Genomic DNA, 25,846 nt, shown 5'->3' on the forward strand with positions numbered 1-25,846 from the left:
CAACGCCGGGGTGCGAGCCGACAACCAGCGGCGGGTCAGAACAGGGCCGGTGGAGGAGATTCCGCCACCGCGAGCCAGGTCTCCACCTCCGCGACCGAGTGGAAGCGCAGCGACCAGTCCACCTGGCGCAGGCTCATGTGGGCCCAGCTGGCCTGCAGTACCAGTGGCGGGGCCAGTTCCAGCGCCTGCGCGATCAGTGACGGTGCGAGCGACGGGGCGTGGCGCTGTACGTAGAACAGCAGCGTCACCAGGTCGAAGGCGCGGTTGCCGCGGCCGGCGCCGTCCCAGTCGACGACGCCGGTGATGGTGCCGTCGGGGGAGACGAGGACGTTGCCGGGGTGGAAGTCGACGTGGACCAGGTCGTCGCCGGGGAGGTCGAGTAGCGGTACCGCGCGGATTGAGGACAGCAGAGCCGCCGATCGCGGGGAATACTGCGCCAAAGAATCGTGTAGGCAGAAGCCGGGGCCCGGGCTTTGGAGGTACAAGTGCAGCGGCTGGAGCTCGGTGTTGCGCAACAGGCCGGCGCAACGGCGGCTGACGGCGGACATCTCGTCGACCAGGCGGGCCGTGATCGCCGCCGGTGGACGGCCGGGCAGGAGCGACTGGACGATGAAGCGGCTGGAGACGAGCAGATAGTGCGGGGCCGGGATGCCGGCGGAGCGGGCGATCTCCAGCAACGGAGCGGATGCGGGGTTGCCCTCGCCGAGCACGGCACGGCGGCCGTCCGGGAAGCGGACGTAGGCGGCGCCGATCTCGCCGCCGGAGCACGGGCCCTCGTAGAGCAGGCCGAGGCTTGCGGCGTGAATTCGCACTGGGGGGCCGCCGGAGGCTATCGTAGAGCGTTCGGGCAAGAAAAAAGACGCCTTACGGCGTCTGACTGCTGTGAATGTTAGCCGACTGGAGACGGATTGTCAAACTCATCCGACACAGCCGACATCGTCGAGGAGCAGGGGCACCTCGACACGTTGTATGGGCACCTGGATGCCCTGCGTGAGGAGGCTTCCGCGCAGCTGTCGAAGGCGCTGCTGCAGACCGGCGGCACGCCGGCGGACCGGTCGCACCGCGACTCCGAGTCGGCGTTGTATGGCGAGCGGGTCGCGCAGTACAGCGCCGTGGAGAACGGGCTGTGCTTCGGCCGCCTCGACTTCGCAGAAGGCCGAGACGGCGCGAACGGCGAAGACGAGGCGAGCGGCGAAGACGACGCAAACGGCGAGCGCGGCGCAAAAGGCGAAAACGGCGCAAAAGGCGAGTACAAGACACAAGGCGAAACGCGGTATATCGGGCGTATCGGGATCTTCGACGAGGAGAACGACTACGAGCCGCTGCTCATCGACTGGCGCGCGCCCGCGAGCCGTCCCTTCTACCTGGCGACGGCGGCGGCGCCCGACGGGGTGCGGCGGCGCCGGCACATCCGCACCGAGCGGCGCACCGTCACGGGGCTCGACGACGAGGTGCTGGACCTCACCGAGGCACACGGCACGGGGCGGGGCGCGCACGACGGGGTGACCGGCGAGGCGGCGCTGCTGTCCGCGCTGACCGCGTCGCGGACCGGCCGGATGCGCGACATCGTCGAGACGATCCAGGCCGAGCAGGACCACGTGATCCGCGCCGACCTGGGCGGGGTGCTCGTCGTGCAGGGCGGGCCGGGCACCGGCAAGACGGCGGTGGCACTGCACCGGGCCGCCTACCTGCTGTACACCCACCGCCAGGTGCTCTCGTCGCGCGTCGTGCTGATCGTCGGGCCCAATGCGACCTTCCTGCGGTACATCTCGCAGGTCCTGCCCTCCCTCGCCGAGACCGGCGTGCTGCTGGGCACGATGGGCGACCTGTTCCCGGGCGTCGCGGCGCACCGTGAGGAGCCCGCCGACATCGCCGCCATCAAGGGGCAGGCGGGGATGGCCGACGTGCTCGCCGCCGCGGTCCGCGACCGGCAGCGGGTGCCCGAGGAGCCCCTCGCGCTGCACCTGGACCTGCTCGACGGCGGCGCCGTCATGCTCGAGCCGGAGGTGATCAAGGACGCCCGGGAGCGGGCGCGGCGCTCCGGCCGGCTGCACAACCTGGCCCGGCCCGACTTCGACACCGAGATCATCCACGCGTTGTCGCTGCTCGTGGCCGACACGATCGGGATCGACCCGTACGCTGACGACCCGCTCGGCGGCGACGACGCACCCGGCGAGAGGCAGCTGCTGGAGGAGGCCGACCTGGCCGAGATCCGCCGGGAGCTGCGCGGCGAGGCGGAGGTCCTCGGCGCGCTCGACTGGCTGTGGCCGATCCTCACCCCGCAGCAGCTGGTCGCCGGGCTCTTCGCCTCGGACGCCCGGCTGGCGGCCGCGGGTGCCGACCCGCGGCTCAAGCGCTCGGCGCGGTCCGGCTGGACGCCGGCCGACGTGCCGCTGCTGGACGAGGCCGCCGAGCTGCTCGGCGAGGACGAGACGGTGCTGGAGATCATCGCCGAGCGGCGCCGCCGGCAGCAGGTCGCCTACGCCGAGGGCGCCCTGGAGATCGCGTTCGGCTCCCGGTCCATCGACGTCGAGGACGAGGACGATCCGGAGCTGCTGTCCGTCACCGACCTGCTCGAGGCCGACCGGCTCGCCGAGCGCCACGACGAGGGCGAGGCGCTCACCCCGGCCGAGCGGGCCGCCGCCGACCGCAAGTGGGCGTTCGGGCACGTCATCGTCGACGAGGCGCAGGAGCTGTCGGCGATGGCGTGGCGGCTGCTGATGCGCCGCTGCCCAAGCCGCTCGATGACCGTCGTCGGCGACGTCGCGCAGACCGGCGACCTGGCCGGCGCGTCGTCGTGGGGGCAGGCCCTCACCCCCTACGTCGGGGAACGCTGGCGGCTGCGCGAGCTCACCGTCAACTACCGCACCCCGGCCGAGATCATGTCGGTGGCGGCGGGCGTGCTCGCCGGGATCGACCCCGACATCCGGCCGCCGCGGTCGGTGCGCGAGGCGGGTGTGGAGCCGTGGGTCCGCGGCGTCGCGCCGGCCAGGCTCGCCGACGCGCTGACGGAGGCGGTCGAGCGGGAGGCCGAGGCCGCCGGCGAGGGACGACTGGGCGTGCTGCTGCCGTCGGGGCTTTTCGAGGATTTGGTACCCCATGTGCGAAAGGCCGCCCCCGACGCCGCGCTCGGCGAGCAACCGGACCTCACCGCGCGGGTCGTGGTGCTCACCGTCAAGCAGGCGAAGGGCCTGGAGTTCGACGGCGTCATCGTCGTGGACCCCGAACGCATGGTCGAGGAGTCCCCGCGCGGCGCCAACGACCTGTACGTGGCCCTGACCCGCGCCACCCAGCGACTCGGCATCCTGCACCCCGGAACGCTGCCCGACTCCCTACATGCCGTGGTGGGAATATAAGATCGGCAGGGTGGTAGCGCCCTTCGACGTCCTCGCCGAGCCGACCCGCCGCCGCATCCTCGATGCGCTGCTGGACGGCCCGCAGCCCGTGGGCGCGCTCACCGACCGGCTCGGCCTGACCCAGCCCGGCACCTCGAAGCACCTGCGGGTGCTGCGGGAGGCCGGGCTGGTCCGCGTGCGCACCGACGCGCAGCGCCGTTTCTACGAGCTCGACCCGGGGCCCCTCGCGGAGATCGACGCGTGGCTGGCACCCTATCGCCGCCTGTGGTCGCGCCACTTGGACCGCCTCGAACGGGCGCTCGACGACCTGGCCGAGCAGGAGGGCGCGGCAGAGGAAGAGGTTTAGCCGGGAGCGTGATGGGTCGGACTCCAGCACGCTCACCGAACCGACGTGAGCCTAGCAACCCCCTGCCGGAGCCCTCCCGCCGCGGGGTCCTGTCGCCGCTGGCCGGGCCTTCGGGCAAACGGGGCGGCAGCGGAGCGCATTCGTCCATATACTCGCGGTCATGAATATGGTCGAGGACCTCGCACACGCGATCCGGGCGGCCGGCGTGACCCCGGACACCGGGCGCGCCGAGGCCCGCGACCGCATCGGCGGCATCGAGACCAGCGTCGCCTCGCCCGACGGGCTCGTGCGCGTCGGGACTCGAGCTCCTCCGCGGCGATCGCGCGGCGGGCGAGGCGCAGCTCCTCGTAGACGCGGCCCTCCGCGGCCTCGATGATCCGCCAGGCCTCGGCCATCCGGTCGGACATTGCGTCCGCCTCAGGCTCGCCCGAGCGCGGCGGCGCCGGCGCGGCGGACGAGGTCGCAGGCGGCGCGGATGGTGTCGGCGACGCTGTCGGCGAGCGCGGCCTCGCCGGTGCGGCGGAACGCGCCGGACGCGATGTCGACGCCGCGCAGCTCCCCGGCGGCGCTGATGGTCCACCTCCCGCGACGGCCGCGTCGCCGTCACCGTCCGCGGCGACCTGACCCTGACCGGCGTCAGCCTCGCCCGCGGCACGTTCGGGCACTACACCGAGGAGTCCCTCGGTTCGGAGATTCTGCGGTTGTACCGCCAGTCGCTGGCCGACGCCAACGGCACCCAGGCACGGCACCTGCGCCGCCTCTTCGGCGACGCATCGGCACCGGACGAACGGGGGGACCGGCCGTGAAGGCTGACCTGGAGATCATCAAGCACTTCGCCGCCGAGCGGCTCGGCGACGCGGTCACCGCGCGGGAGATCCGCCGGTTCGTCGACGACAACTGCCGCGTCGCGGTCGAGCACTTCGGCGGCGACGCACCGTGGGCGGACGACCTGCACGCCGGCTGGGAGCACGGCCTCGACGCCCGCCGGCGCGAGGCCGCCGACCTGGCGCTGCTGCTGCAGAGCGTCGGCATGGCCCTGTTCCAGGCCGTCGCCAACTACTCGCACACCGACGTCGTCGCCGCCACCACGATCAACATGCAGATCCCCGGGTTCCTGCCCGGCGAGCCGTACCACGGGCCGAGCACCTCCGTCGACGTCCGACCGGCCCTTTGAGGCGCGGCGGCCATGTCTGACGTACTCGTCGACACCGTCGGCGGCTTCCAGCGCGACATCGCGGCCGCCGACTGGGCGACCCGGACGTTCTTCACCGGCGTGCCCGAGGCGCTCGTCCCGTCGAAGCTGCTCGCCGCGGCCCTGCGGATCCGCCCCGACGTGCTGTCGGCGCGCGCCGACCAGATCCACGTGCTCGCCCGCGTCTACGCCGACAACATGGCCGCGCAGTCCCGGCAGAAGTACGACCTGCTCCAGGACGCCTGGGCCGGCCAGGGCGCGCAGCACTTCGGCTACCTGTGGGAACGCGTCGACGCCCACCTGCGCACCCTCGCCGAGAAGGCGACCCAGCACGCCCAGCGCGCCGCCGAGGTCGCCGACCGCCTCAACGACCTGCGCTCCGCGTGCGCCACCGCGGTCGTGGCCAACCTCAAGGGCATGCACGAGACCGCGAACGAGTACGCCGACGCGATCTCGGTCACGTTCAGCGACCTGTGGAACGGCATCGCCGGCGACCCGGCAGCCCTGGCCTCCGCCCTCACCGACGGCGTCGCCGGCTTCTGGAAGGGCGTCATGACCGCCGCGAGTTGGAAGGCCGACGTGTACGGCGACACGATCGAGGTCGCCCGCGCCGTCGACGCCATCCCCATCATCGACTCCAACCAGTTCGCCGCGACCGCGGCCCCCGACGTCGCCGACTTCGTCGACTACACCCGCGGCTGGCGCCCCGAGCCCGTCGACGGCAAGCCGTGGGACTCCGCGTGACCGCCGCCCGTTCGCGCCCGGCTGCGGCGATCCTCGCCGTTGCGCTGCTCGCCGCCGGCTGCACCCTGTCGAAGGGCGACCCGGCCCCGCCCGACGAGGGCGAACGCAAGGCCCCGCTGTGGGCAACCCCGCTGCCCGACGACGTAGGCGCCCCGCTCGAGGCCGCCCTCGCCGGCGACGCCGTCGTCGTGCGCGCCGAGCACGGCGTCGCGGTCCTCGATGCCGCCAGCGGCGCCATACGCTGGCGCCACTCGACCGGCGCGGCCCCCGCCGGCGTGACGATCGCCCGGGCCGGCATCGTCCTCAACGCCAAGGGCGACTCCGTGCGCGTGCTCGACCTCGCCACCGGCGCCGACCGGGCGAGCGCGCCCGGGGCCTTGGCGGCGGTGACGGCCGACTCGGCGTACACCATCGAGGCCACCACCGCCGGCAACACCGTCACCGCCGTCGACCCCGCCACCGGCCGCCCCCGCTGGACCCGGACGCTGCCCGGCCACGGCTCCGCCGAGGTCGCCCGCGGCGTCACCGCCCTGCAGGGCACCACCCCCGCGTCTCTGCCCGTTGTCACCACCGAGTCCGCCCACAGCCGGATCACGTTCCTCGCCCCCGCCACCGGCGCCGTGATCGCCGCCCGCGACACCCAGGACCCCCGCGGCGTCCAGCTCGCCGCGCCCGGCATCGTCCTCGCGCACGACCCCGGCGAGCGCAACTGCCCGGTCTTCCTGCAGGCCTACGACGCCCGCACCGGGGCCGAGGCGTGGCAGCGCCGGATCGGCCAGTGGCGCCTCTCCCGCACCGGCGACACACCGTCGTGCACGACGCCCGGGTACCTCACCGTCTCCGGCGACCGCCTGCTCACCCTCGACCCCGACGAGCACCCGCAGGTCGCGCCCCTCGACACGGGCCAGCCGGCGTGGACCGGCGCGGCGGGCGACTACCCGATCGCCGCCGCCGGACCGGTCGTGGTCACCCGCACCGGCCACGGCACCGGCCCGCTCACCGGCACCGACCTGACCACCGGCAAGTTCCTGTGGTCGACCCCGCTCGACAAGCACAACGCCAACCCGGCGGGGACGGCCAACCAGGAGTTCGCGCTGTCCGGCACCACCCTGTACATGACGCTGGACCGCCTCGACCCGATCCCGGGCGAGTCCCCGAAGGTCCGCGTCGCGTACGTCATGACGGCCTTCGACACCGCCACCGGCCGCCGCCTGTGGACCAGCGCCCCGAGCACCCGCCTGTGCGGCACCGCGACGGACGGCGCCTTCGGCTGCCAGTCGGCGGGCCCGGTCGGCGGCGAATACCGCAACGAGGTCCGCCGCTACCGCGGCTAGCCCTTCGCTCAGCAGCCGCCCCTGAGCAGCGCGAGGGTGAGCCGGGCGGTCTGCCCGTCCCAGCCGACGTCGACGGGCAGGCACACCGGCCCGGTGATCGCGAACCCGCCCGGGAACGCCGTCTCGACGGGGCCCGTGCTCGCGGGGCAGCTCTCGAACGTGGTCGCCGCGTCCGCGCCCGCCAGGTACAGCAGCCGGGCGGTCGCGCGGTGCTGCGCCGGGATGGTGACCGTGACCCGCGAGCCGGCCCGGACGAACAGCGCGATCTTCAGCGAGATCCAGCCGGTGCCGTCCGGCGCCGCGGCCCGGTCCGGCCGGCCGAAGCGGATGTCGAGCGCAGTGAACCGCGCCGGCCCGGCCGCCGCGCTGTTCGGCCCGCCGCCCGGCAGGTCCATCGTCGCCGAGTCCGCGCATCCACGCACCTTCTCCGCGCTCGCCGGCGAGGCTCCCAGCGCGGCCGGCGAGCTGCCCGCCGGCCGCGGGGACCGGCTCGGCGAGCCATCATCAGGCACGGCGGTGCAGCCGGCGAGGAGCACCAGCATCACGGCGACGACGACGCTGCGCACGACGCCCAGGCCGTCCGGCGTCAGGACACCGGGAACGCGACGTCGAAGACCTCGTCGTCATCCGCGGCGGCCGGGAAGTCGGTCCAATACGTCTCCCGGGGCGCGCGGGCGACGCTCATCCCGTTGGCGGTGACCCACTTCTCCACCGCCTCGTAGACCCCGCCGAGCTGCCCGCTGACGACCAGGCCCTTCGTCACGCGGGCGAAGGCCTCGCGGTGGGCCGGGATGGTCCGGTCGCCGCCGGCCGGCACCGTCGCGCAGACCTCGACCGGCGTCGGCGCCTCGTTGGGGTTGCCCTCGTAGATCGCCACGAACACCGGCTCGTCGGGCCGGTCGGAGCGCTCCAGGAACGGCCAGTCCGCCGTGCCGAGCAGGCCGCCGGACTCCCGCGCGCGCTCGGCCACCCGGGCCATCGCGCCCGGGAGCCAGGCCAGCAGCTCGGCCTGGTCGACTGTGCGCACCTCCGTCACGACGTGCTGCTCCGGCACGTCGCGCAACCGAATCTCGAGCACGATCGCTCCCTCCACTCGCGGTGGCCCCCCATGAGCCAACGACGTCAGCCTGCGGTCTCACCCAGGGTCAAGGTCAAGCGCGGCGGTCATCGGGCCAGGGACCAGTCGGAGGCGTCGCCGTCGGAGAGGCTCGCGTCGGACAGGGTGCTGGCGGCCGAGACGGGCCAGCGGCCGCCCGGGAACACCGCGGGATCGGACAACCGGTCGAGCAGGGCCTGCTGGGTGTGGCGGGCGTGCTCCAGGGCCGCCGACAGGGCCCGGGTCAGGCCGTCGACGACCGCGATCGCCTCCGACAGTGCGGCCACCGCCATCGCCGCGCCCGCCGGGGCCGTCAACGGCGTCGCGGTCGCCGCGACGGCCGCGGCCAGCTGGGCCGACAGGCCGGCCAGGGCGGTGCCGACCGCCGCCCAGAACGCGACCAGGGCCGTCGCCGACTCGTGCAGCGAGCCGGCTGCGGCCCCGGCGATCTCGTGGGTCTCGCGCAGCGCCTCGTGCTGCGGCGGCAGGGTCGCGCGGTAGGCCTCGGCGGCCGGGCCGCGCCAGTGGTCGTCGGCGTGGACGAAGTCGGCGGTGAATGTCGCCGCCCGATCGCCGGTGGGTGCCGCGACCGCGACCCGCCACCGATCGCCGGCCCGCCAGAGCGCCACCGGGTCGCCGGGCCGCTCGAGCAGCCCCCGCAGCAGCTCGGCGGCATCGGCGGCGGCCCGCTCCACGTCACCGGCGAGCCGTGGCCACCGGCGGCAGCCGGCGACGACCAGCTCCGCCCGGCCGGCCGCGACGCCGAGGCGCTGCGCGGCGTCCCGCAGCAGCTGACCGAAATCGTTCGGCGCCACGGCTCACCAGATCCCGCGCAGGCGATGCACTGCGGCGCGCTCGTCCCGCTCGTAGCCGTCCGCGGCGCGGTTCAGGGCGGCGGCCGTCGCGGTGCCGGCACGGGCGCCCTCGCCGAGCCGGTCGGCGGCCGCGCGGCGCAGGCCGGCGTGGACGCGGGCCAGGCCGGCGGCGTCGCCGACGAGGCCGAACTCGCCGCCGTCGAGGGGTGGCGGTGCCGCGGCCGCCTCGGCGAGGTCGGCCGCCGCGACCAGCCAGGCCGTGGCGTCGTCGCGCAGCGCCGCGATCCCCGCGGCGATCGTCTCCGGTGTCGGTGGTGGCGCCATGCCAACCACCACATCACGGCGCCGCGCACGGCCGGAAGAGGCGGTCGCGGCCTGTGGATAACTCAGGCGTCGTCCTTGTCCCGCCACGAGTCGACATACAGGGCGAGCAGGACCAGCACGGCCACTGCAAGGCCGAGAACGATCCAGGCGAATACGGCATCGCCCCCCATGGCGTGACGGTACCCGCGGCGGCCCGCCCGGGGCGTCGCACGCACGAGTGACAGGCGGGCTTGGTACCGTCCGTCGCGATGACCACGCAATTCGTCCTGGCGAACACGCGCCTCGCGCCGGTGCCGCTCACGCCCGAGGTACTGCTGCACCTGGCCGACGAGGCCATCGAGCTGTGGGAACGGACCGAAACCGATCAGGGCGGGCAGATGCCGCCGCCGTTCTGGGCGTTCGCGTGGGCCGGCGGGCAGGCCCTGGCGCGCTACGTGCTCGACCGGCCCGACCTGCTCGCCGGGCGTGACGTGCTCGACCTGGCCGCCGGGTCCGGGCTGGTGGCGATCGCGGCGATGAAGGCCGGCGCGGCCCGCGTCACCGCCGTGGAGATCGACGCCCTCGCGGTGACCGCGATCGGCATCAACGCGCGGGCCAACGACGTCGAGGTGACCGCGCGGCTGGCCGACATCCTCGAGACCGAGCCCGACGCCGACGTCGTCCTGGCCGGTGATGTGTTCTACAGCCGCGAGATGACCCGCCGGATGCTCGACTACCTGCGCCGGGCCGCGGCGCGGGGCGCGACCGTCCTCGTCGGCGACCCCGGCCGCGCCTACCTGCCGAAGGACCACCTGACGCTGCTGGCCGAGTACGACGTGCCCGTGCCGCAGACGCTCGAGGACACGCCGGTGAAGCGCACCACGGTGTGGTCGGTCAACCCGTAGATGACGACGCCCTCGCGCATCCCGCCGGCCGGCCTGCCCGCGACCGTCGAGCAGTTCGGCGAGTTCACCGACGCGTGGCTGGCCAACCGGCGGCTGTCGGTGCATACCCGGGCCGCGTACCGCCGCGACGTGCAGCAGTACGTGGCCTGGTGCGCCGGCCGCGACCTCGACCCGCTGCGTGCGTCGTTCCTGCACGTCAACGCCTACGCCCGGGAGCTGGAGTCCACCGTGGACGGGCGCACCGGGCGGGTCCTCGCACCGGCCAGCGTCGCCCGGAAGCTCTCGGCGCTGTCGAGCTGGTACGTGTTCCTGCTGCGGCTGGAGGCGGTCGCCGCCAACCCGGTCGGCGGCGCCGACCGGCCCCGCGTGGCCCGGGACGTTTCGGCGACCGTCGGGCTCAGCGCCGGCGAGGTCGACGCGATGCTCGCCGCCGCGGAGCGCCTCGACGGGCCGACCGCCGCCCGGGACCGGGTTGTCCTGGCGCTGCTGGCCGACCTGGGGCTGCGCGTCGGCGAGGTCGTCGCCCTCGATCTGGAGGATCTCGGCGCCGAGCGCGGCCACCGCACCGTCCGGTTCGTCGGCAAGGGCGGCAAGGCGCGCCGGCGGGCGCTGACCCCGGGCGTGATCCGGGCCCTGGAGGACTACCTGCCGGCCCGCGGCGACGCGCCCGGGCCGCTGTTCGCGACCGCGACCGGCGGGCGGGTCGACCGGCACGCCGTGTTCCGGCTGGTGCGCCGGCTCGCCCGGGACGCGGGGGTGCCGGCCTGGGAGCGGCTGTCGCCGCACTCGCTGCGCCACGCGTTCGCCACGACCGCCCGCGACGAGGGCGTCCCCCTCGAAGACGTCCAGGACGCGATGGGGCACGCCGACCCGCGCACCACCCGCCGCTACGACCGGGACCGGCACAACCTGGACCGCGACCCGGCCTACACCCTGGCTGCGGCGCGATCCAGGCGTACCACACCTAGATGAGCTGGTTGAAGTGCTCGTGCAGCTCGGCGGACACGTCGGCCTGCCCGAGCCGGCGCAGAATCCACAACGACGCCAGCAGTGCCGGGCGCTCGTCGCCGCGCTCGGCCGCCCACGCCGCATGTTCGAGCAGCAGCGCCGCCGTCAGCGCGTGCCCCAGCCGCAGCGCCAGCTCCCGGGCGCCGGCCACGACGCGCGGGCTGCGCGGGTCCGCGGCCGCGGTCGCCGCGTCGGCGGCCAGCCGGGCCGCCGCCGCGCTCAGGGCCTCGGCGACGCCGGGCCGGCGGTGCGTGCCGGCGTCCGCGGCGGCGGTGAGCCGGTGCAGCAGCGGCGCGATGCCGTCGCCGCCGGACAGGGCGCGCAGCACGTCGACGGAGAGGACGTTGGTGGTGCCCTCCCAGATCGGCAGCACCTGCGCATCGCGCAGCAGCCGCGGGATGCCGGTGTCCTCGACGTAGCCGGCGCCGCCGAAGCACTCCAGGTACTCGCTCGCCGACGCCACCGCGAGCCGGCCGGTCGTCAGCTTCGCCAGGGGCGCGGCGAGACGCAGCTCGGCGGCCGCTTCGGCGTCGCCGTGCTCGGCCCGGCCCAGCAGCGCGAAGCCGTGCATGGCGAGGGCGAACGCGCCGGCCGCGTCGACGGCCAGGCCGCCGAGGGTGGCGCGGTGCAGCGGGTTGTCGGCCAGGACCCCGCCGGCGATCGTGCGCTCGGCGGCGTAGCCCAGCGCGTACTCCAGGCCGCGGCGCATCCCGCCCGCGGCCGCGGCGGCGTTGTGCAGCCGGGTCACCACGACCAGGGTCATCATCGTGGCCAGGCCGGGCGCGGCCGGGTCGGCGAGTGGGAACGCCTCGACGCCGTCCAGGCGGACCTCGCCCGTCGGCACCGAACGCGTGCCGAGCTTGTCCTTGAGCCGCAGCACCTGCAGCCCGGCCGCGGGCGATGCGCCGTCGGCGGCGTAACGAGGTACCAGATAAGGAACCAGGTTGCGACTGCCGGGACCGGCGCCCTCGGGGCGGGCCAGCGCGACGGCCATCGCCGAGTCGATCGCGGAGCAGAACCACTTGTCGCCGGTCAACCGCCACCCGCCCGCGTCGGGCCGGGCGGCCGTGGTGGAACGGGCGATGTCGGAGCCGCCCTGCGACTCGGTCATCCACTGCCCGGACGTGACCGCGACCGCCGGGGCGGTGGACACCAGACGGGCAAGCCACTGCGGCTGCGCACCGGTCTGGGTGAGCAGCGCCGCGGCGCCGTCGGCCATCGCGACCGGGCAGGAGAACGTCGCCGACTCCGGACCCCACAGGTGCAGCAGCGCATGCTGCACGACCCGCGCCCCCGGCCCCCACGTCGCGTGCGCGTCCGGCAGGTACGGCAGCGCGACGACGGCGTGCCGGGCCGCCGCGGCCCGCTGCGCCTGCCAGCCGGCCGACGTGTCGACCCGCTCGACGCGCCGCCCCCACGCGTCGAAGCGGGTCAGCGTCGGTGGGTGCGTCTCGGCGTCGTGGTGCGCCGCCCGCAGCGGCCCGACGACCTCGGCGGACAGGTCGGCGAGGCGCTGCTTGGCGGCCGCGTGCCCGTCCTCGCCGAGCAGCCGGTCGAGCCAGCCGCGCAGCTGGGGGTCGGCCGTGTACGGATCACGCAACGACGGGCCGGTCTGCACGAAACGCGTCATGCCCCACAGGTTACCGCCCGGTACGGCGGCGATACTGGTAACCGTGACCCTGCACATCGACACCGAGCAGCGCCGCGCCCGCCTCGCCTGGCGCCACGGCCTGGCCGGCCCCGTCCCGCCCGGCAAGCGCCCCGAGGACGTCGCCGCCGACCTCGTCGCCCTGCACGCCACCGACCCCGCGACCGTGCACCTGTCCGTCTCCGCCCGGCTGCACACGCCGCTGGTCGAGACGCTCGAGGACGCGCTGTACGAGCGGCGGACCCTGCTGCGGATGCTCGGCATGCGCCGCACCATGTTCGTCGTACCGACCGGCTTCGCCGCGACCGTGCAGGCCGCCGCCACCCGGGCCATCGCCGCCGACCAGCGCAAGCTGCTGCTGCGCCACCTGGCCGAGGCCGGCAGCGGCCAGGACGCCGCCTGGCTGTCCGACGTCGAGGAGTCCACCTACGAAGCACTGCGCCGCCGCGGCACCGCCACCGCCGCCCAGCTCGCCGCCGACGAGCCGCGCCTGCGCACCCTGCTCGTCTTCCCGCAGGGCAACCAGTACGTCACCAGCCGCCTGCTGTTCCTGCTCGCCGCCGACGGCCGCATCGTGCGCGGACGCCCGCTCGGCACCTGGATCAGCAGCCAGTACGCCTGGTCGTGCGCCGCCGACTGGCTCCCCGAACCCATGCCCGACCTCGACCCCGCACACGCCCGCACCGAGCTCGCCCGCGCGTGGCTCGCCCGGTTCGGCCCCGCCACCGCCGCCGACCTCAAGTGGTGGACCGGCTGGACGATGACCCACGCCCGCGCCGCGCTGCGCGCCCTGGAGGCGGTCGAGGTGACCCTGGACGGCGGCGAGACGGGCTACGTCCTGCCCGACGACACCGCCCCGGTCCCGTCGCCCGGCCCGTGGGTCGCCCTGCTGCCCAGCCTCGACCCGACGGTGATGGGATTTCAAAGCCGGATGTGGTACCTCGGCAGCCACGCCCCAACCCTCTTCGACCGCACCGGAAACGCCGGCCCGACCGTCTGGGCCGACGGGCGCATCATCGGCGGCTGGGCCCAACGCCAGACGGGCGAGGTCGCGTTCGAGCTGGTGGAGGACGTCCCTGCGGCCACTCGCCGCGCCGTCTCCGCCGCCGCGCAGGAGCTTGCGGGCTGGCTCGGCGACGCGCGGGTCACCCCGCGGTTCCGCGCCCCGCTGGAACGCAAGCTCGCCCAGTCTTGAGCCAGTTGCCCGCTGCGGGACGCAAATTGGCTGCGGGGCGGCAAATTGTCAGACCCCCTGGGTACGGTCTGCCCATGACGGCGGTAGCACGCGTCGGCTCGGTCACCCTCGACTGCGCCGACCCACGGGGGCTTGCGGACTTCTACCAGGCGGTGACCGGCGCGATCCGGGAGCACGACAGCTCGGACCAGGTCGCGCTGGCCCCGGTCCAGCCGGGCGGGATCAACCTGTGCTTCCAGCGGGTGCCCGACTACCGCCCGCCACGCTGGCCCGACCCGGCCGCCCCGCAGCAGTTCCACCTGGACCTGTATGCCCCCGACCCGTCGGGGGCCGCCGAGCGCCTCCTCGCCCTCGGCGCCACCCGTGCGGCCACCCAGCCCGGCGACGGCCGCTGGACGGTGTTCCTCGACCCGGCCGGCCACCCGTTCTGCCTCGCCGCCGACCCCGAGGCGGCCGCGTGACCGCGACATTCTGGGTGATCGCCGCACTGGCGCTCGCGTTCACGGCCGTGCGCGTTCTCGGCGCCGAGCGCGGGACGCCGCTGGTGCAGCTGGTGTCCTACACGCCGTATGCCGCCGCCGGCGCCCTGGCCGTCGGCGCGATCGCTCTCACGCTCGGCGCCGTCGCCCCGGCCCTGGCGTGCCTGGCCTGCGGGCTGCTCCTGGCGGCGCTGGTGGTTCCCCGCCTGATCCCGGCCCGGGCGCCCGCGGACGGGGTGCGCCTGCGGGTGATGAGCGCCAACCTCCTGTACGGGACCGGGGCCACGTCGTCGCTGACCGAGCAGGTGAAGGTCGACGACATCGACGTCCTGGCGTTGCAGGAGCTGACCGCCGAGGGCCTGGCCGCGCTCGACGAGGCCGGCATCGATGCGCTCCTGCCGCACCGGGTGGTCGCCCCACAGCCGGGCGGACGCGGTTCCGCCCTGTTCAGCCGTCACCCGATCGGCGCGCCCACCATCCGGATCCTCGAGCCGATGCACCTGGCCCAGACCTCGGCGACGGTGCACGTGCCCGGTGCCGGGGCGGTCCTGATCGAGTCTGTGCACCCGTATCCGCCGCACCCGCTGCGGACCGGGGTGTGGTCGGCGAACCTGGCCGAGCAGCACCTCCCGGACCCGTCGGGACCGCCGCGCATCCTGCTCGGCGACTTCAACGCCACGCTCGACCACGCGCCGCTGCGGCGTCTGGTGCGGGCGGGTTACCGGGACGCCGCCGCGGCGCGGGGGCGGGGGCTGTCGGCGACGTGGCCGTACAAGACCGAGACGCTGCCGTTCTGGACACCGCCGGTGACCCTGGACCACGTCCTGGCGGACCGGCGGGTCGGCGTGCGCGAGTTCGGCACCCGCCGCACGCCGGGCAGCGACCACCGCGCGGTCGTCGCCGAGCTGATCCTGCCTGCGCGCTGACCGGGGTCCACGCGTTGGCCAGCCGCCGCGCTCGGCCTGCGCAAGTTCGGCACCCGGCGGACGCCGGCAAGCGACCACCCGCGCGGTCGTCGCCGAGCTGGTCCTGCCGCGCTGGGTGGGTCCGTGCGTTGGGCGGCCGCTGCGGCGCTGGTGCTGCCGCCGTGCTGCGTCACGGCCACCATGTCGGCCCGGCCGGGGCGTCCTTGACGAACACGATCCCGTCGCAGTCGTTGATGCGGGCCGGGTCGAGCGGCGCGTAGCCGAACCACGGCGACACGCGCGGCGCTAGCGTCACGTCGCCGAGTGGGCGGGCGTCGACCACGTACCGGTCTTCCGGGAGCGCATACAGCAGCCCCTCGATGGTGTCCGGGGGCGGGGTGTCCACGCCGCGGTGGCGGATGGTGCCGATGGCCGTGGGCAGGAAGGCGTACCCGTCGCCCAGCTGCGCGCCGACGGTCGCCCCGGCGCTCGTGTCGCTGCTGCGCTGGAGGTGGCCGTTGTGGGCGTAGACCAGCGCCGGCCCGCGCTCGGCGACGGCAAGGAGGTTGCCGGTCATCATCGCGGCCCGCGTCTTGACGAGCTCCGCGATGCGGTCCGGCGACTCGTCGGCCATCCAGTGGTGGTACCGCAGCAACCCGACGGCGGTGCGCCCGAACATCCGCACCCGCTCGGACGCCTGCACGTCGAGCAGCGCCACCAGCTCGTCGGCGAGCAGCCGCAGCTCGTCCGCCTCGGCCGTCCGCCCCACGGACCGCGCCGGGTCCATCATCGCGGCGGGCTCGGTCCACCGCTCGTCGTCGCCGATCAGCCGGTCGAGCGCCGCCGCCCGATCGGCGCCGAGGTAGTCGTCCAGCGCGGTGAGTGCCTGCCGGGGGCTGGCCGCGCCGGTCATCTCCAGCGGCCCGTCGAACCCGGCGAACCGCAGCCGCTCCGCGCCGGGCCGGCCGTCGTTGTACGCGCGCATCCAGCGCACGAGCTCGCGGTTGGCCGGCGATCGGCCGAACCCGTGGCTGAAGCCGCGCTCCATGACGTCGTCGAGCGTCCCCACGCCCGCGGCGACGTAGTCGTCCACGACCAGGCCCGCCACGCAGTCGCTTTCGACCGCGATCGTCCGGTAGCCGTGCTCGACGAGCTGCCGGAAGAGCTCGTTGCGCAGCTCGAGCAGCACGTCCTCGCCGTGGGTCGGCTCACCCAGCGCCAGCAGCCGCGGCCGAGCCGGCAACAACCCGAGCACGGCGGCAGCGTCAACACTGCGAACGGCGCCTTTGATGCCGATATCCATACCTTCGACGCTATCGCTGAACCGACGGTTGAGCCTTCCCGGCAGATCTGGCCTTATGACGAGCCAAAACCCTCAAACACGACGATCCCGCTGCAGCTCGGTTGGCGCGGCGGCAGCGATCCGCGCGACGAACACCTCTTCGTGCATTTCCCGGCCGATGAGCCTCAGCGGCGGTCGGGCGCCATGACGAGGCACTCGACGCCTGCGTCAAAGGCGCGGTTGCATGGCACCACACCACTGGCGAGTGGTACGCGGAAGCACTCCGCCTGTCAGTTCCGGCTGGCGTCGAGGCCAACTGTGGCGGGGTCGGACGTGCGCTCGTCGTAGGCGGTGAAGCCGGGCATCAGGGCGGTGCAGGCGGCGACCGCGGCCACGCACAGCAGGCCGCCCGAGACGATCGCCGGGCGCAGGCCCGTCAGGCCGGCCATGACGCCGGAGCGGAGCTGGCCGGCGGTCGGGCCGATCGAGTAGGAGAGCAGCTCGATCCCGGCGAGGCGGCCGCGCAGGTGGTCGGGGATGGTCTGGTTCCAGATCGTGGAGCGGAACAGGCCGCTGACCATGTCGGCGGCGCCGGCCACGACGAGCAGGGCCAGGGCGGTGTAGATGTCGGGGGCGGCGCCGAAGGCGGCGATGGCCAGGCCCCACACGCCGGCGGCGATGAGGACGGCGCGGCCGTGGTGGTGGACCCGGGAGGCCCAGCCGCTGGTGAGGGAGACGAGCATCGCACCCGCTGGCAGGGCACCGTAGAGCAGGCCCAGGGCCCAGCGGGCGTGCAGCTCGTCGGCGACGAACGGGAACAGGGCCATCGGCATGGCGAGGAACATCGCGGCCAGGTCGACGAAGTAGGTGCCGAGCAGTTCGGGGCGGGACCAGGCGTACCGGGCGCCGCGGGCGATGCCGGCCAGGCTCGGGCGTTCGGCGTGCTCCGACGGGGGGACCGGGCGCAGCGCGAAGAGCAGGGCGATGGACGCGAGGAAGGTGAGGGCGTCGATGGCGTAGGCGGCCGGGACGCCCGCGGCGACCACGAGGGCGCCGCCGACCGCGGGGCCGGCGATCGCGCCGATCTGGTACCGCAGGCCCTGCAACGCGTTGGCGGCGGTCATCTCCTCGCGGGGGACCAGCCGCGGGATGAGCGCGTCCAAGGACGGGCGCTGCAGGCCGTCCAGCGCGGCGACGGCGGCGGCGACGAGGTACAGCGGCCAGATCGCCGGATGCGGGAGCAGGGCGTTGACGAGCAGGCCGGCGGTGCAGGTGGCCATGGCGGCCTCGCACCACAGGATGACCCGCCGGCGGTCCGCGGCGTCGGCGATCGCGCCGCCCCACAGGCCGAAGACCACCATGGGGACGAGCTCGGCGACGCCGACCGCGCCGACGGCGACGTAGGAGCCGGTCAGCTGTTTGAGCTGGAACGGTACGGCCACGATCGTGATGAAGCTGCCGAACATGGTGATGACGCCGCTGGCGGTGAGCAGGCGGAAGTCGCGGCGCCGCAGCGGGCGGCCGTCGATGCGCAGCTCCCGCAGGCGGTCCATCAGGCTCACAGGTGCCGCAGCGTAGCGGCGGCACCGGCACACGGCATCCGAAATTCAGACCAGGCGGAGCTGGCCCCCCGTGCGGGCGGCGGGGCCGAGGTTGCCGACGCGGTGGTGGCGGCGGCACAGGACCTGGTAGTGCACGTCGGCGGGCGGGGCCTCGCCGCCGTCGTCGGCGGCGGTGTCGCCGATGACGACCTGGTCGCCCTCGCGGGCGATGACGCCGTTGACGATGCGGGCGTTGAGCAGGCCGGAGCGGCCGCACCAGCACAGCACCTCGACCTGGACCTTGGTGACCTCGTCGGCGAGCTCGAAGAGGCGTTGCGCGGCGGGGAACAGGGCGGTGCGGAAGTCGGTGGCCAGGCCGAAGGCGTACACGTCGACGTCGGAGTTGTCGACGAGGTCGGCCAGCTGCTCGATCTGCTCGACGGTGTAGAAGCTGGCCTCGTCGCAGATGAGGTAGTCGACGCGGATGCCGCGGGCCCAGCGGTCGCGGACCAGGGCGCGCAGGTCGAGGCCGGCGACGTCGACGGCGTCCTTGCCCAGGCCGATGCGGGTGCTGAGCCGGCCCGGGCCGGCCCGGTCGATGGTGGTCAGGACCAGGCCGTGGCGGCCCTGCCGGGCGTGGTTGTAGTCCATCTGCAGCGCGAGGGTGGATTTGCCGCAGTCCATCGGGCCGTAGAAGAACTTCAGCCGGCCGCCGCGGCGCAGGCGGCTGTCGCCGGCGGCCACGCAGGCGTCGGGGTCGTCGTCGGTTGGCGTCACGGCGTGAGAGCCTACTTGCCGCCGGGCTCGTCGATGGCCCGCAGGCGCGCCGCGACCTGCTCGCGTTGTGTGGCGCCCATCGCGTCGTACAGGTCGAGGGCGGCCTGCAGGCGCTGGCGGGCCAGGCGCGGCTCGGTGCTGCACCGGCCGAGGCCCTCGTAGGCGCGGGCCTGCTCGACGGTGTAGCCGATGCGCATCGCCCGCTCCAGAGCGCGGGCGTGCACGTGCTTGGCCTCCTCGAGGCGGCCGACGGCGTGCAGGCCGACGCCGAGGTTGTTGTCGATGATGCACACGGTGGACGGGTCGAGGTGCTCGGCCTGGCGCCGGGCGGCCTCCAGCAGCGCCAGGCCGTCGGCTGGGCGGCCGAGGGCCTGCAGGCTCAGGCCGAGCAGGCTGCGGGCCTCGCACACGGCGGCCGGGCCGACCTGCGGGATGGCGCGGTCGAGCAGCGAGCGCAGCAGCAGCGCGGCGAGGCGGTGCTGGCCGAGCTTCTGGCGCATGAACGCCAGCTCGAGGGTCCCGGACGCGGCCAGCTGGGTGCCGCCGGCGGCGCGGCCGACGGCCAGGACGCGACGGGCGACGTTGAGCGACTCGTCGGTCCGCCCGACGTGACGCAGCGCAGTGGCCAGGCACACCCACTGTTCCGACAGGCCGGTGTCGTCGCCTCGCCGCGCCGCCATCGACTCCTCGAGCAGGGCGAGGGCCTCGGCGAAGCGACCGGAGAACACATAGACGGCGGCGAGGTTGTTGCTGGCCCGGTACCGCCACGCCGGATGGTCGATGATCTTGTTGAGCTGTTCGGCGGCGAGGTCGCAGCGCCCGGCCCGCACGAACGCCGACGCCAGGTAGTTGCGGGCCATGGCGACCAGGTCGTCGTCGGCGAGGGCCTCGGCGGCGGCCAGCGCCCGCTCGTGCAGGTCGATGGACAGCTCGTTGAGCGAGTTGCGGAACAGGTACAGCCACAGCGCCCGGGTGATCAGGCTCGTGTACCGGTGCAGGCCGTTGCGGTCGGCGAGGTGCACGGCGCCGACGACGTTGCCCTGCTCCAGCTCGAGCCACCGCCACGCGGCGGTGTGGTCGGCGAAGCGGGGCACGGACGGGCCGGGTTCGGCGTCGTCGATCTGGCCGCGGTGGCGGCCCTGCTCCGACGGGCGGGTCGCGGCGGCGGTGGCCTGCAGGTAGAAGTCCAGCATCCGGGTCGTGGCCGGTTCGCGTTCGGGGTCGGCGGCGGCGAGGCCGGCGGCGTACTCGCGCAGCAGGTCGTGCAGCCGGAACCGGCCGGCGACGGGCTCGATGAGCAGGTGCGCGTCGACGAGCCGGCTCAGCAGCTCGTCGGCGTCGCGGATCGGCAGGCCGGACAGGGCGGCGGCGACGCGGACGTTGAACTCGCCGGTGGGGTGCAGCCCGGCCAGGCGGAACAGCCGCTGGGCGGGCTCGTCCAGCTGCCGGTACGACAGGTCGAACGCCGCGTGGGTGGAGCGCCCGTCGACGGCGAGGTCGATCGGGGCCGGGTTGGCCTGCCGCAGCCGTTCGGCGAGGTCGGCGACGGTCCACGACGGCCGGTGCGCGAGGCGGGCGGCGGCGAGGCGCAGCGCGAGGGGCAGCGCGCCGCACAGCCGGACGACCTCGGCCGTGGCGCCGGGGTCGGAGGCGGCGCGTTCACCGACGACGGTGGTGACGAACCGGGCGGCGTCGGCGTCGTCGAGCACGTCGAGGGAGACGCTGCAGGCGCCGTCGAGGCCGCCGAGGCGCCGCCGGCTGGTGATGATGACGAGGCTCGCCGACGCGCCGGGCAGCAGCGGCGTGACCTGGCCGGGGTCGGCGGCGTTGTCGAGCACGACGAGCATGCGCCGCTGGGCGAGCTCGGTGCGCCAGCGGGCGATGCGCTCGTCGGGGTCGACCGGGACGCGTTCGGTGTCGATGCCGAGGTTGCGCAGCAGCACCCCGAGGGCGTCGTGCGCGGCCAGCGGGGGCCGTTCGCTGTGTGCGCGCAGGTCGACGAAGAGCCGCCCGTCGGGGTACCGGTCGGCGACGAGGTGCGCGACGTGGACGGCGAGGCTGGTCTTGCCGACGCCGGCCATCCCGTCGACGGTGAGCACGACGGGCATGTCGTCGCGGCCGGCGCGGGCGGCGGCGACGAGCCGGTCGACGAGGTCGTCGCGGCCGGAGAAGTCGGCGACGTCGCGCGGCAGCGTCCACGGGGTCGGCACGGGCATGCCGCGGCCGGGGTGGTTGAGGCTCGACAGCGGCGCCGGCCCGGGCGCCCGATCCGCCGGGGACGATCCGCCGGCCGGTTGCAGCAGCCCGCGGTACAACTCCTGCAGCGCGGCGCTGGGTGCCAGGCCCAGCTCGTCGTCGAGGGCGTCGGCGAGGCGCAGGTAGACGGCGATCGCGTCGGCGGTGCGCCCGACCCGGGCCAGGGCCGTCATGAGCTGCCCGTGCAGCCGTTCCCGCAGCGGGTGCTGCTCGACGAGGCCGGTCAGCTGGCTGATCAGCTCGGCCTGCAGGCCCAGCTGCAGCTCGACGTCGATGCAGTCCTCCAGGGCGCTGCTGTGCCGCTCCTCGAGGGCCACGGCGGCGGCCTGGACGCTGGGGCTGTCGACGCCGGCGAGGGCGGGGCCGCGCCACAGCTCGAGGGCGTCGCGCAGGTGCTTGCGGGCGGCCTGCAGCTCGCCGGCGGCGACGGCGGCGCGGCCGTCGGCGACGAGCCGGCCGAACACGAGCGTGTCGAGCTCGTCATCGCCGGCCAGGACCCGGTAGCCGGCGGTGTCGGTGTGGATGGCGCCGGGCAGCTGCCGGCGCAGCCGGGACACGCAGGTGTGCAGCTGCGCACGGGCGGTGGCCGGTGCGGCGTCGCCCCAGACGGCGTCGACCAGCCGGGGCAGCGTGACGACCCGGTTGGGCTGCAGCAGCAGCATGACGAGCAGGATCCGGTCGCGGGCCGCGGAGATCTCCAGCCGGCGTCCGTCGACGTCGACTTCGAGCGGACCGAGCAGCCGGTATCGCACGAACCGAACAGTAACGCAGGGTGTCATCCAGGCGACAGGTGCCGGTCAGAGCCGCTCGGGCGGGGTGTTGCCGGCCTGTTCGATGGCCCGGCGGATCGGCACGAACGCGAGGGCGATGAACCCTACGACGAAGAACACCAGCAGTGACACGATCGCGATCCGGTAGCTGCGGGTCAGGTCGTAGGCGAGGCCGAACAGCAGCGGGCCGAGCCAGCTTGTGCCCTTGTCGGAGATCTCGTAGATGCCGAAGTACTCGCCTTCCTTGCCCTTCGGGATCAGCTGGGAGAACAGCGACCGGGACAGGGCCTGGCTGCCGCCGAGGACGAGGCCGATGGCGCCGCCGAGGATGACGAACGGCACCGCCTGCTTGGCCGGCAGGAAGAACGCGACGAGGACGACCAGCGTCCACAGCACGAGGCTGACCAGGACCGTCTTCCACGCGCCGATGGCCCGGGCGAGGCGGCCCAGCAGCAGCGCGCCGGCGAAGGCGAGGAACTGCACCATGAGGATGGTCGGGACCAGCACGCTCTGGTCCAGCTGCAGCTCCTCGGTGCCGTACTGGCTGGCCAGGGAGATGACGGTCTGGATGCCGTCGTTGTAGATGAGGTAGGCGGCGAGGAAGAACAGGGTCAGCGGGTAGGCCTTGAGGCCGCGCAGGGTCCGCCACAGCTGGCTGAACCCGGCCGTGAGCACGTTGCCGGTCACGACGGCGGCCTCGTCGGCGACGGGCCGGTTGCGCAGCCGCAGCAGCGGGATGGTCGTGAACCCGGCCCACCACAGGCCGGCGGAGACGAGGCTGTAGCGGGCGACCTCGCCGGTGGACAGGCCCAGGCTGTCCTTCATGAGCACCGCGGCGACGTTGAGCAGCAGCAGCAGGCCGCCGCCGAGGTAACCCCAGGCCCAGCCGAAGCTGGACACCCGGTCGCGGTCCTCTTCGTCGGCGATCTGGGGCAGGAAGGAGTTGTACACCACGACGGACGCGCCGAAGGCGACGTTCGCCAGCAGGAACAGCCCGGCGCCGAGCAGGTACCGGTCGCCGGTGAGGAACAGCATCGCGGCGGTGGCGCCGGCGCCGATGTAGGCGAACAGCGCCAGCAGCTGCTTCTTGCGCGGCGACCGGTCGGCGATGGCGCCGACGACGGGCAGCACGAACACGGTCAGCAGCACCGACAGCGACACCGTGTAGGGGAACAGGGCGCCGGGCGCGATCGACAGGCCGAGCGGGTGGATGACGGCGTCGTCGCAGCCGTCGTCGACACAGCCGGCCGCCTTCTCGGCGATGGACGTCAGGTAGGGGCCGAGGAAGACGGTGATGACGGTGGTGGAGAACGCCGAGTTGGCCCAGTCGTAGAAGTACCAGCCGACCCGTTCACGACGAGTGCTGAGCTCCACTGTGGACCCTTCCTGGACGCGCGTCACGGCCAGATGCCGCGCTGGATGTACACGTCGCGCAGCACCTCGATGTGATCGGTCATGATGCCATCTACACCGAGGTCGAGGAAGTGGGCGATTTCGTCCGGGTCGTCGATGGTCCACAGGTGCACCTGCAGCCCGCACCGGTGGGCGTAGTCGACGAGCTTCGCGGTGGCGAGGGGGATCCTGCCGTACCGCGGCGGGATCTGGATCGCCACGACGGTCTCGGCGGGGGTGTAGCGGCGACCGGTCCGGTAGGCCGCCCACAGCCCGGCGACCTCGCGCATGCCCATGGAGGTCGCCACGGCGGACCCGGCGAGGCGCCGCATGCGCCGCAGCCGGGCGGAGGAGAACGAGGCCAGCAGCACCCGCTCGTGCGCCTTGAGCCGCTCGACGACCTCGACGGTCGGCGCGACCGCGTGCTCGGTCTTGGTGTCGATGTTGAACCGGATGTCCGGGTAGGCGTCGAGGACCTCGTCGAGGCGGGGGACCGCGGCGGCGCCGCCGACCCGCTCGGTCTGCAGGTCCGCCCACCGTAAGTCGATCATCCGACCCGGGCGCCCCAGGAGCCGCCTGAGCGTGTCATCGTGGAACACGACCGCGACCCCGTCGGCGGTGGCGTGCGTGTCGGTTTCGATGTAGCGGTAACCGAGTCCGACCGCACGGGCGAACGCCGCTGTCGTGTTCTCGTCACCGGCTGACGCCCCGCCGCGGTGGGCGAAGCCCAGCGGTCCTGGCGCGTCGAGGTAGGGGACCTGCTGTCTCACGCGGTCAGTATGCAGCGATCTTCGGTCAACTTTGCGCAACGGCGGGTTACGGCAGGCTTGACGGCCGACGCAGAGCGCGGAACGGCAAAGGTAGGGTGACGCACATGCGCGTGCTCGGCATCGACTTCGGCACGTCGAACACGGTTGCGATGGTCCGCACGGCGGATGCGCGGATGCGACCGCTGCTGTTCGACGGTTCCCCCCTGCTGCCCTCTGCCCTGTACTTCAACACCGACGGGAAGGTCCTCGTCGGCCGGGACGCCGAGCGCAACGCCCGGCTCGACCCGGCCCGTTTCGAGCCCAACCCGAAGCGGCGCATCGACGACGGCGAGGTGTTCATCGGCGACCACCCGATGCCCGTGCCGCGGCTGTTCGCGCACGTGTTGAGCCAGGTGAACGCGGAGGCAAGGCGCCAGCTGGGCGCGGCACCGGAGGAGGTGCGCCTGACGCACCCGGCCCGGTGGGGCGAGCGGCGCCGGTCGCTGCTCATCGAGGCGACCCGCATCTCGGGCCTGGGCACGCCGCGGCTGATCGCCGAGCCGGTCGGCGCCGCGTCGTACTTCACCGCCGTGCTCGGCTCGGCGGTGCCGGTCGGGCGGAGCCTGGCCATCTACGACCTCGGCGGCGGCACGTTCGACGCGACAGTGGTGCGCCGCACCCAGTCCGGGTTCGAGGTCCTCGCCGAGGACGGCCTGCCCGACGTCGGCGGCCTCGACTTCGACCACGCCATCATCGAGCACCTCGGCAAGACGTACTCGGAGTCGCACCCGCAGAAGTGGGCGTCGCTGGCCAACCCGACCGACGCCTCGGACCGGCGGCTGCGGCGGATGCTGTACGAGGACGTGCGAGGCGCCAAGGAGATGCTGTCGCGGACCGCGTCGACGGACATCCACATCCCGTCGATGGAGATCGACGCGCACCTGACCCGCGAGGAGCTCGAGACCCTCGTGCGCCCCTACCTGGAGCGCACCGTGGCGTGCCTGCGCCGGGCGATCGAGTCGGCGCGGCTGCAGCCCAAGGACCTCGTCGGCATCTTCCTCGTCGGCGGCTCGTCGCGCATCCCCCTCGCCGCGCACCTCATCCACACCGAGCTGGGCGTGGCCCCGACGACGCTGGAGCAGCCGGAGACGGTCGTGGTCGAGGGCGCGCTGTGTATCGGCGCGGCGGTCACGCCGGGCGGCACGTCCGGCACGCCGCGGCAGGTGACGCCGGCGCCGCAGCCGGCCCGCCCGGTCGCGCCGGTGCAGCCGCAGCCCGCCCGGCCCGTCCAGGCGGCGCAGCACGCGCCGGTGTCGGCGGCGCCGATGTCGGGTGTGCCGGTGTCCCCGGCGGTGCAGCGCCCGCCGGTCCAGCAGCCGGTGGTGCAGCCCCGCCCGCCGGTGGTGCAGCAGCCCGTCCAGCGGCCGGTGCCGCCGCAGCCGCAGCCGGTGTTCCGGGCCCAGCCGGCGCCGCAGCCGGTGGTCCAGCCTGTCGTGCAGCAGCCGGTGCAGCCGGCCCGCCCCGGCCCGTTCCCGCCGCAGGCGGCCCGGCAGGCGCCGGCGCAGCAGGGCGAGGCGACCGAGCGCAACTGGATCGCCGTGATCGTGGTGGTCCTCGTGCTGGTGGCGGTGCTGTTCGTGATCCTGCTCTACACGGCGCTCAGCTGAGTTTCTGCCAAAGCCAAAAGCGGCGTCGGTACCTCGTGAGGGTACCGGCGCCGCTTTGTTTTGCTGCTCGTTACTGCCTTGGTTTG

General features: G+C 74.2%; 23 protein-coding genes. 11 read left to right on the plus strand and 12 right to left on the minus strand.

Annotation, left to right across the window (positions count from 1 at the left end; genetic code table 11):
- Positions 1-35 precede the first annotated feature (35 nt).
- Positions 36-812 carry a phosphotransferase family protein gene (locus ABD901_RS32515; RefSeq protein ID WP_345132584.1) on the minus strand — a complete coding sequence of 259 codons (777 nt, stop codon included), beginning with the start codon at positions 810-812 and terminating at the stop codon, positions 36-38.
- A 96-nt stretch (positions 813-908) separates the two neighbouring features.
- Here ABD901_RS32515 and ABD901_RS32520 point away from each other — a divergent pair, with 96 nt between their 5' ends.
- From ABD901_RS32520 to ABD901_RS32540, 5 genes are all read left to right on the plus strand, one after another.
- The gene (locus ABD901_RS32520) at positions 909-3,356 is read left to right on the plus strand and encodes a HelD family protein (RefSeq protein ID WP_345132587.1); all 2,448 of its coding nucleotides are present in this window, start codon (positions 909-911) and stop codon (positions 3,354-3,356) included.
- A 10-nt stretch (positions 3,357-3,366) separates the two neighbouring features.
- Positions 3,367-3,702, plus strand: coding sequence for an ArsR/SmtB family transcription factor (locus ABD901_RS32525; RefSeq protein WP_345132589.1), 336 nt, complete (start codon positions 3,367-3,369; stop codon positions 3,700-3,702).
- Between the two features lie 802 nt (positions 3,703-4,504).
- Positions 4,505-4,876, plus strand: a complete 372-nt coding sequence (locus ABD901_RS32530) for a hypothetical protein (protein ID WP_345132591.1) — start codon at positions 4,505-4,507, stop codon at positions 4,874-4,876.
- A 12-nt stretch (positions 4,877-4,888) separates the two neighbouring features.
- Positions 4,889-5,638 carry a hypothetical protein gene (locus ABD901_RS32535; RefSeq protein ID WP_345132593.1) on the plus strand — a complete coding sequence of 250 codons (750 nt, stop codon included), beginning with the start codon at positions 4,889-4,891 and terminating at the stop codon, positions 5,636-5,638.
- Entirely contained in the window at positions 5,635-6,972 is a 1,338-nt protein-coding gene (locus tag ABD901_RS32540; RefSeq protein WP_345132595.1) for an outer membrane protein assembly factor BamB family protein, read from the plus strand. Before ABD901_RS32535 ends, ABD901_RS32540 begins: the two co-directional genes overlap by 4 nt.
- A gap of 8 nt (positions 6,973-6,980) precedes the next feature.
- On the opposite strand, the gene ABD901_RS32545 is transcribed toward ABD901_RS32540, so the two are convergent.
- The 4 genes from ABD901_RS32545 to ABD901_RS32560 form a co-directional block, all read right to left on the minus strand.
- Positions 6,981-7,538: a hypothetical protein gene (locus ABD901_RS32545; RefSeq protein ID WP_345132597.1), complete on the minus strand. Its 558-nt coding sequence runs from the start codon at positions 7,536-7,538 to the stop codon at positions 6,981-6,983.
- A gap of 20 nt (positions 7,539-7,558) precedes the next feature.
- Positions 7,559-8,050: a GyrI-like domain-containing protein gene (locus ABD901_RS32550; protein ID WP_345132599.1), complete on the minus strand. Its 492-nt coding sequence runs from the start codon at positions 8,048-8,050 to the stop codon at positions 7,559-7,561.
- Positions 8,051-8,136: 86 nt separating this feature from the next.
- The gene (locus ABD901_RS32555; protein ID WP_345132602.1) at positions 8,137-8,883 is read right to left on the minus strand and encodes a hypothetical protein; all 747 of its coding nucleotides are present in this window, start codon (positions 8,881-8,883) and stop codon (positions 8,137-8,139) included.
- Between the two features lie 3 nt (positions 8,884-8,886).
- Positions 8,887-9,207 carry a hypothetical protein gene (locus ABD901_RS32560; protein WP_345132604.1) on the minus strand — a complete coding sequence of 107 codons (321 nt, stop codon included), beginning with the start codon at positions 9,205-9,207 and terminating at the stop codon, positions 8,887-8,889.
- Positions 9,208-9,455: 248 nt separating this feature from the next.
- Between ABD901_RS32560 and ABD901_RS32565 the strand changes: the two genes are divergently transcribed.
- Positions 9,456-10,091 (plus strand): class I SAM-dependent methyltransferase, encoded by a 636-nt coding sequence (locus tag ABD901_RS32565; protein WP_345132606.1) that lies wholly within the window; start codon positions 9,456-9,458, stop codon positions 10,089-10,091.
- The gene (locus ABD901_RS32570; protein ID WP_345132607.1) at positions 10,092-11,063 is read left to right on the plus strand and encodes a tyrosine-type recombinase/integrase; all 972 of its coding nucleotides are present in this window, start codon (positions 10,092-10,094) and stop codon (positions 11,061-11,063) included. It abuts the gene before it with no gap.
- On the opposite strand, the gene ABD901_RS32575 is transcribed toward ABD901_RS32570, so the two are convergent.
- Complete coding sequence (locus ABD901_RS32575; protein ID WP_345132609.1) at positions 11,056-12,729, minus strand: acyl-CoA dehydrogenase family protein; 1,674 nt, start codon at positions 12,727-12,729, stop codon at positions 11,056-11,058. The two genes, ABD901_RS32570 and ABD901_RS32575, sit on opposite strands and share 8 nt — an antisense overlap.
- Before the next feature lie 43 nt (positions 12,730-12,772).
- Between ABD901_RS32575 and ABD901_RS32580 the strand changes: the two genes are divergently transcribed.
- The 3 genes from ABD901_RS32580 (at position 12,773) to ABD901_RS32590 (ending at position 15,347) form a co-directional block, all read left to right on the plus strand.
- Positions 12,773-13,942 carry a winged helix DNA-binding domain-containing protein gene (locus ABD901_RS32580; protein WP_345132611.1) on the plus strand — a complete coding sequence of 390 codons (1,170 nt, stop codon included), beginning with the start codon at positions 12,773-12,775 and terminating at the stop codon, positions 13,940-13,942.
- A 74-nt stretch (positions 13,943-14,016) separates the two neighbouring features.
- Entirely contained in the window at positions 14,017-14,403 is a 387-nt protein-coding gene (locus ABD901_RS32585; RefSeq protein ID WP_345132613.1) for a VOC family protein, read from the plus strand.
- The gene (locus ABD901_RS32590) at positions 14,400-15,347 is read left to right on the plus strand and encodes an endonuclease/exonuclease/phosphatase family protein (RefSeq protein WP_345132615.1); all 948 of its coding nucleotides are present in this window, start codon (positions 14,400-14,402) and stop codon (positions 15,345-15,347) included. Before ABD901_RS32585 ends, ABD901_RS32590 begins: the two co-directional genes overlap by 4 nt.
- A 169-nt stretch (positions 15,348-15,516) precedes the next feature.
- On the opposite strand, the gene ABD901_RS32595 is transcribed toward ABD901_RS32590, so the two are convergent.
- From ABD901_RS32595 to ABD901_RS32620, 6 genes are all read right to left on the minus strand, one after another.
- A complete protein-coding gene (locus ABD901_RS32595; protein ID WP_345132617.1) occupies positions 15,517-16,629 on the minus strand; it encodes an erythromycin esterase family protein in 1,113 nt (370 codons plus the stop codon).
- Between the two features lie 269 nt (positions 16,630-16,898).
- Positions 16,899-18,161 (minus strand): MFS transporter, encoded by a 1,263-nt coding sequence (locus tag ABD901_RS32600; protein ID WP_345132719.1) that lies wholly within the window; start codon positions 18,159-18,161, stop codon positions 16,899-16,901.
- Between the two features lie 54 nt (positions 18,162-18,215).
- Positions 18,216-18,893, minus strand: a complete 678-nt coding sequence (locus tag ABD901_RS32605; protein ID WP_345132721.1) for a thymidine kinase — start codon at positions 18,891-18,893, stop codon at positions 18,216-18,218.
- A 44-nt stretch (positions 18,894-18,937) separates the two neighbouring features.
- Positions 18,938-21,934: an AfsR/SARP family transcriptional regulator gene (locus tag ABD901_RS32610; RefSeq protein WP_345132619.1), complete on the minus strand. Its 2,997-nt coding sequence runs from the start codon at positions 21,932-21,934 to the stop codon at positions 18,938-18,940.
- Between the two features lie 45 nt (positions 21,935-21,979).
- On the minus strand, positions 21,980-23,359 hold the full coding sequence (locus tag ABD901_RS32615; protein ID WP_380139479.1) for an MFS transporter: 1,380 nt from the start codon (positions 23,357-23,359) through the stop codon (positions 21,980-21,982).
- Complete coding sequence (locus ABD901_RS32620) at positions 23,350-24,114, minus strand: glycerophosphodiester phosphodiesterase family protein (protein WP_345132623.1); 765 nt, start codon at positions 24,112-24,114, stop codon at positions 23,350-23,352. Before ABD901_RS32620 ends, ABD901_RS32615 begins: the two co-directional genes overlap by 10 nt.
- 104 nt (positions 24,115-24,218) lie before the next feature.
- Here ABD901_RS32620 and ABD901_RS32625 point away from each other — a divergent pair, with 104 nt between their 5' ends.
- Entirely contained in the window at positions 24,219-25,760 is a 1,542-nt protein-coding gene (locus ABD901_RS32625; protein WP_345132625.1) for an Hsp70 family protein, read from the plus strand.
- Positions 25,761-25,846 lie beyond the last annotated feature (86 nt).

It is taken from the genome of Dactylosporangium darangshiense (assembly GCF_039537565.1).
GTDB classification, from domain to species: Bacteria; Actinomycetota; Actinomycetes; order Mycobacteriales; family Micromonosporaceae; genus Dactylosporangium; species Dactylosporangium darangshiense.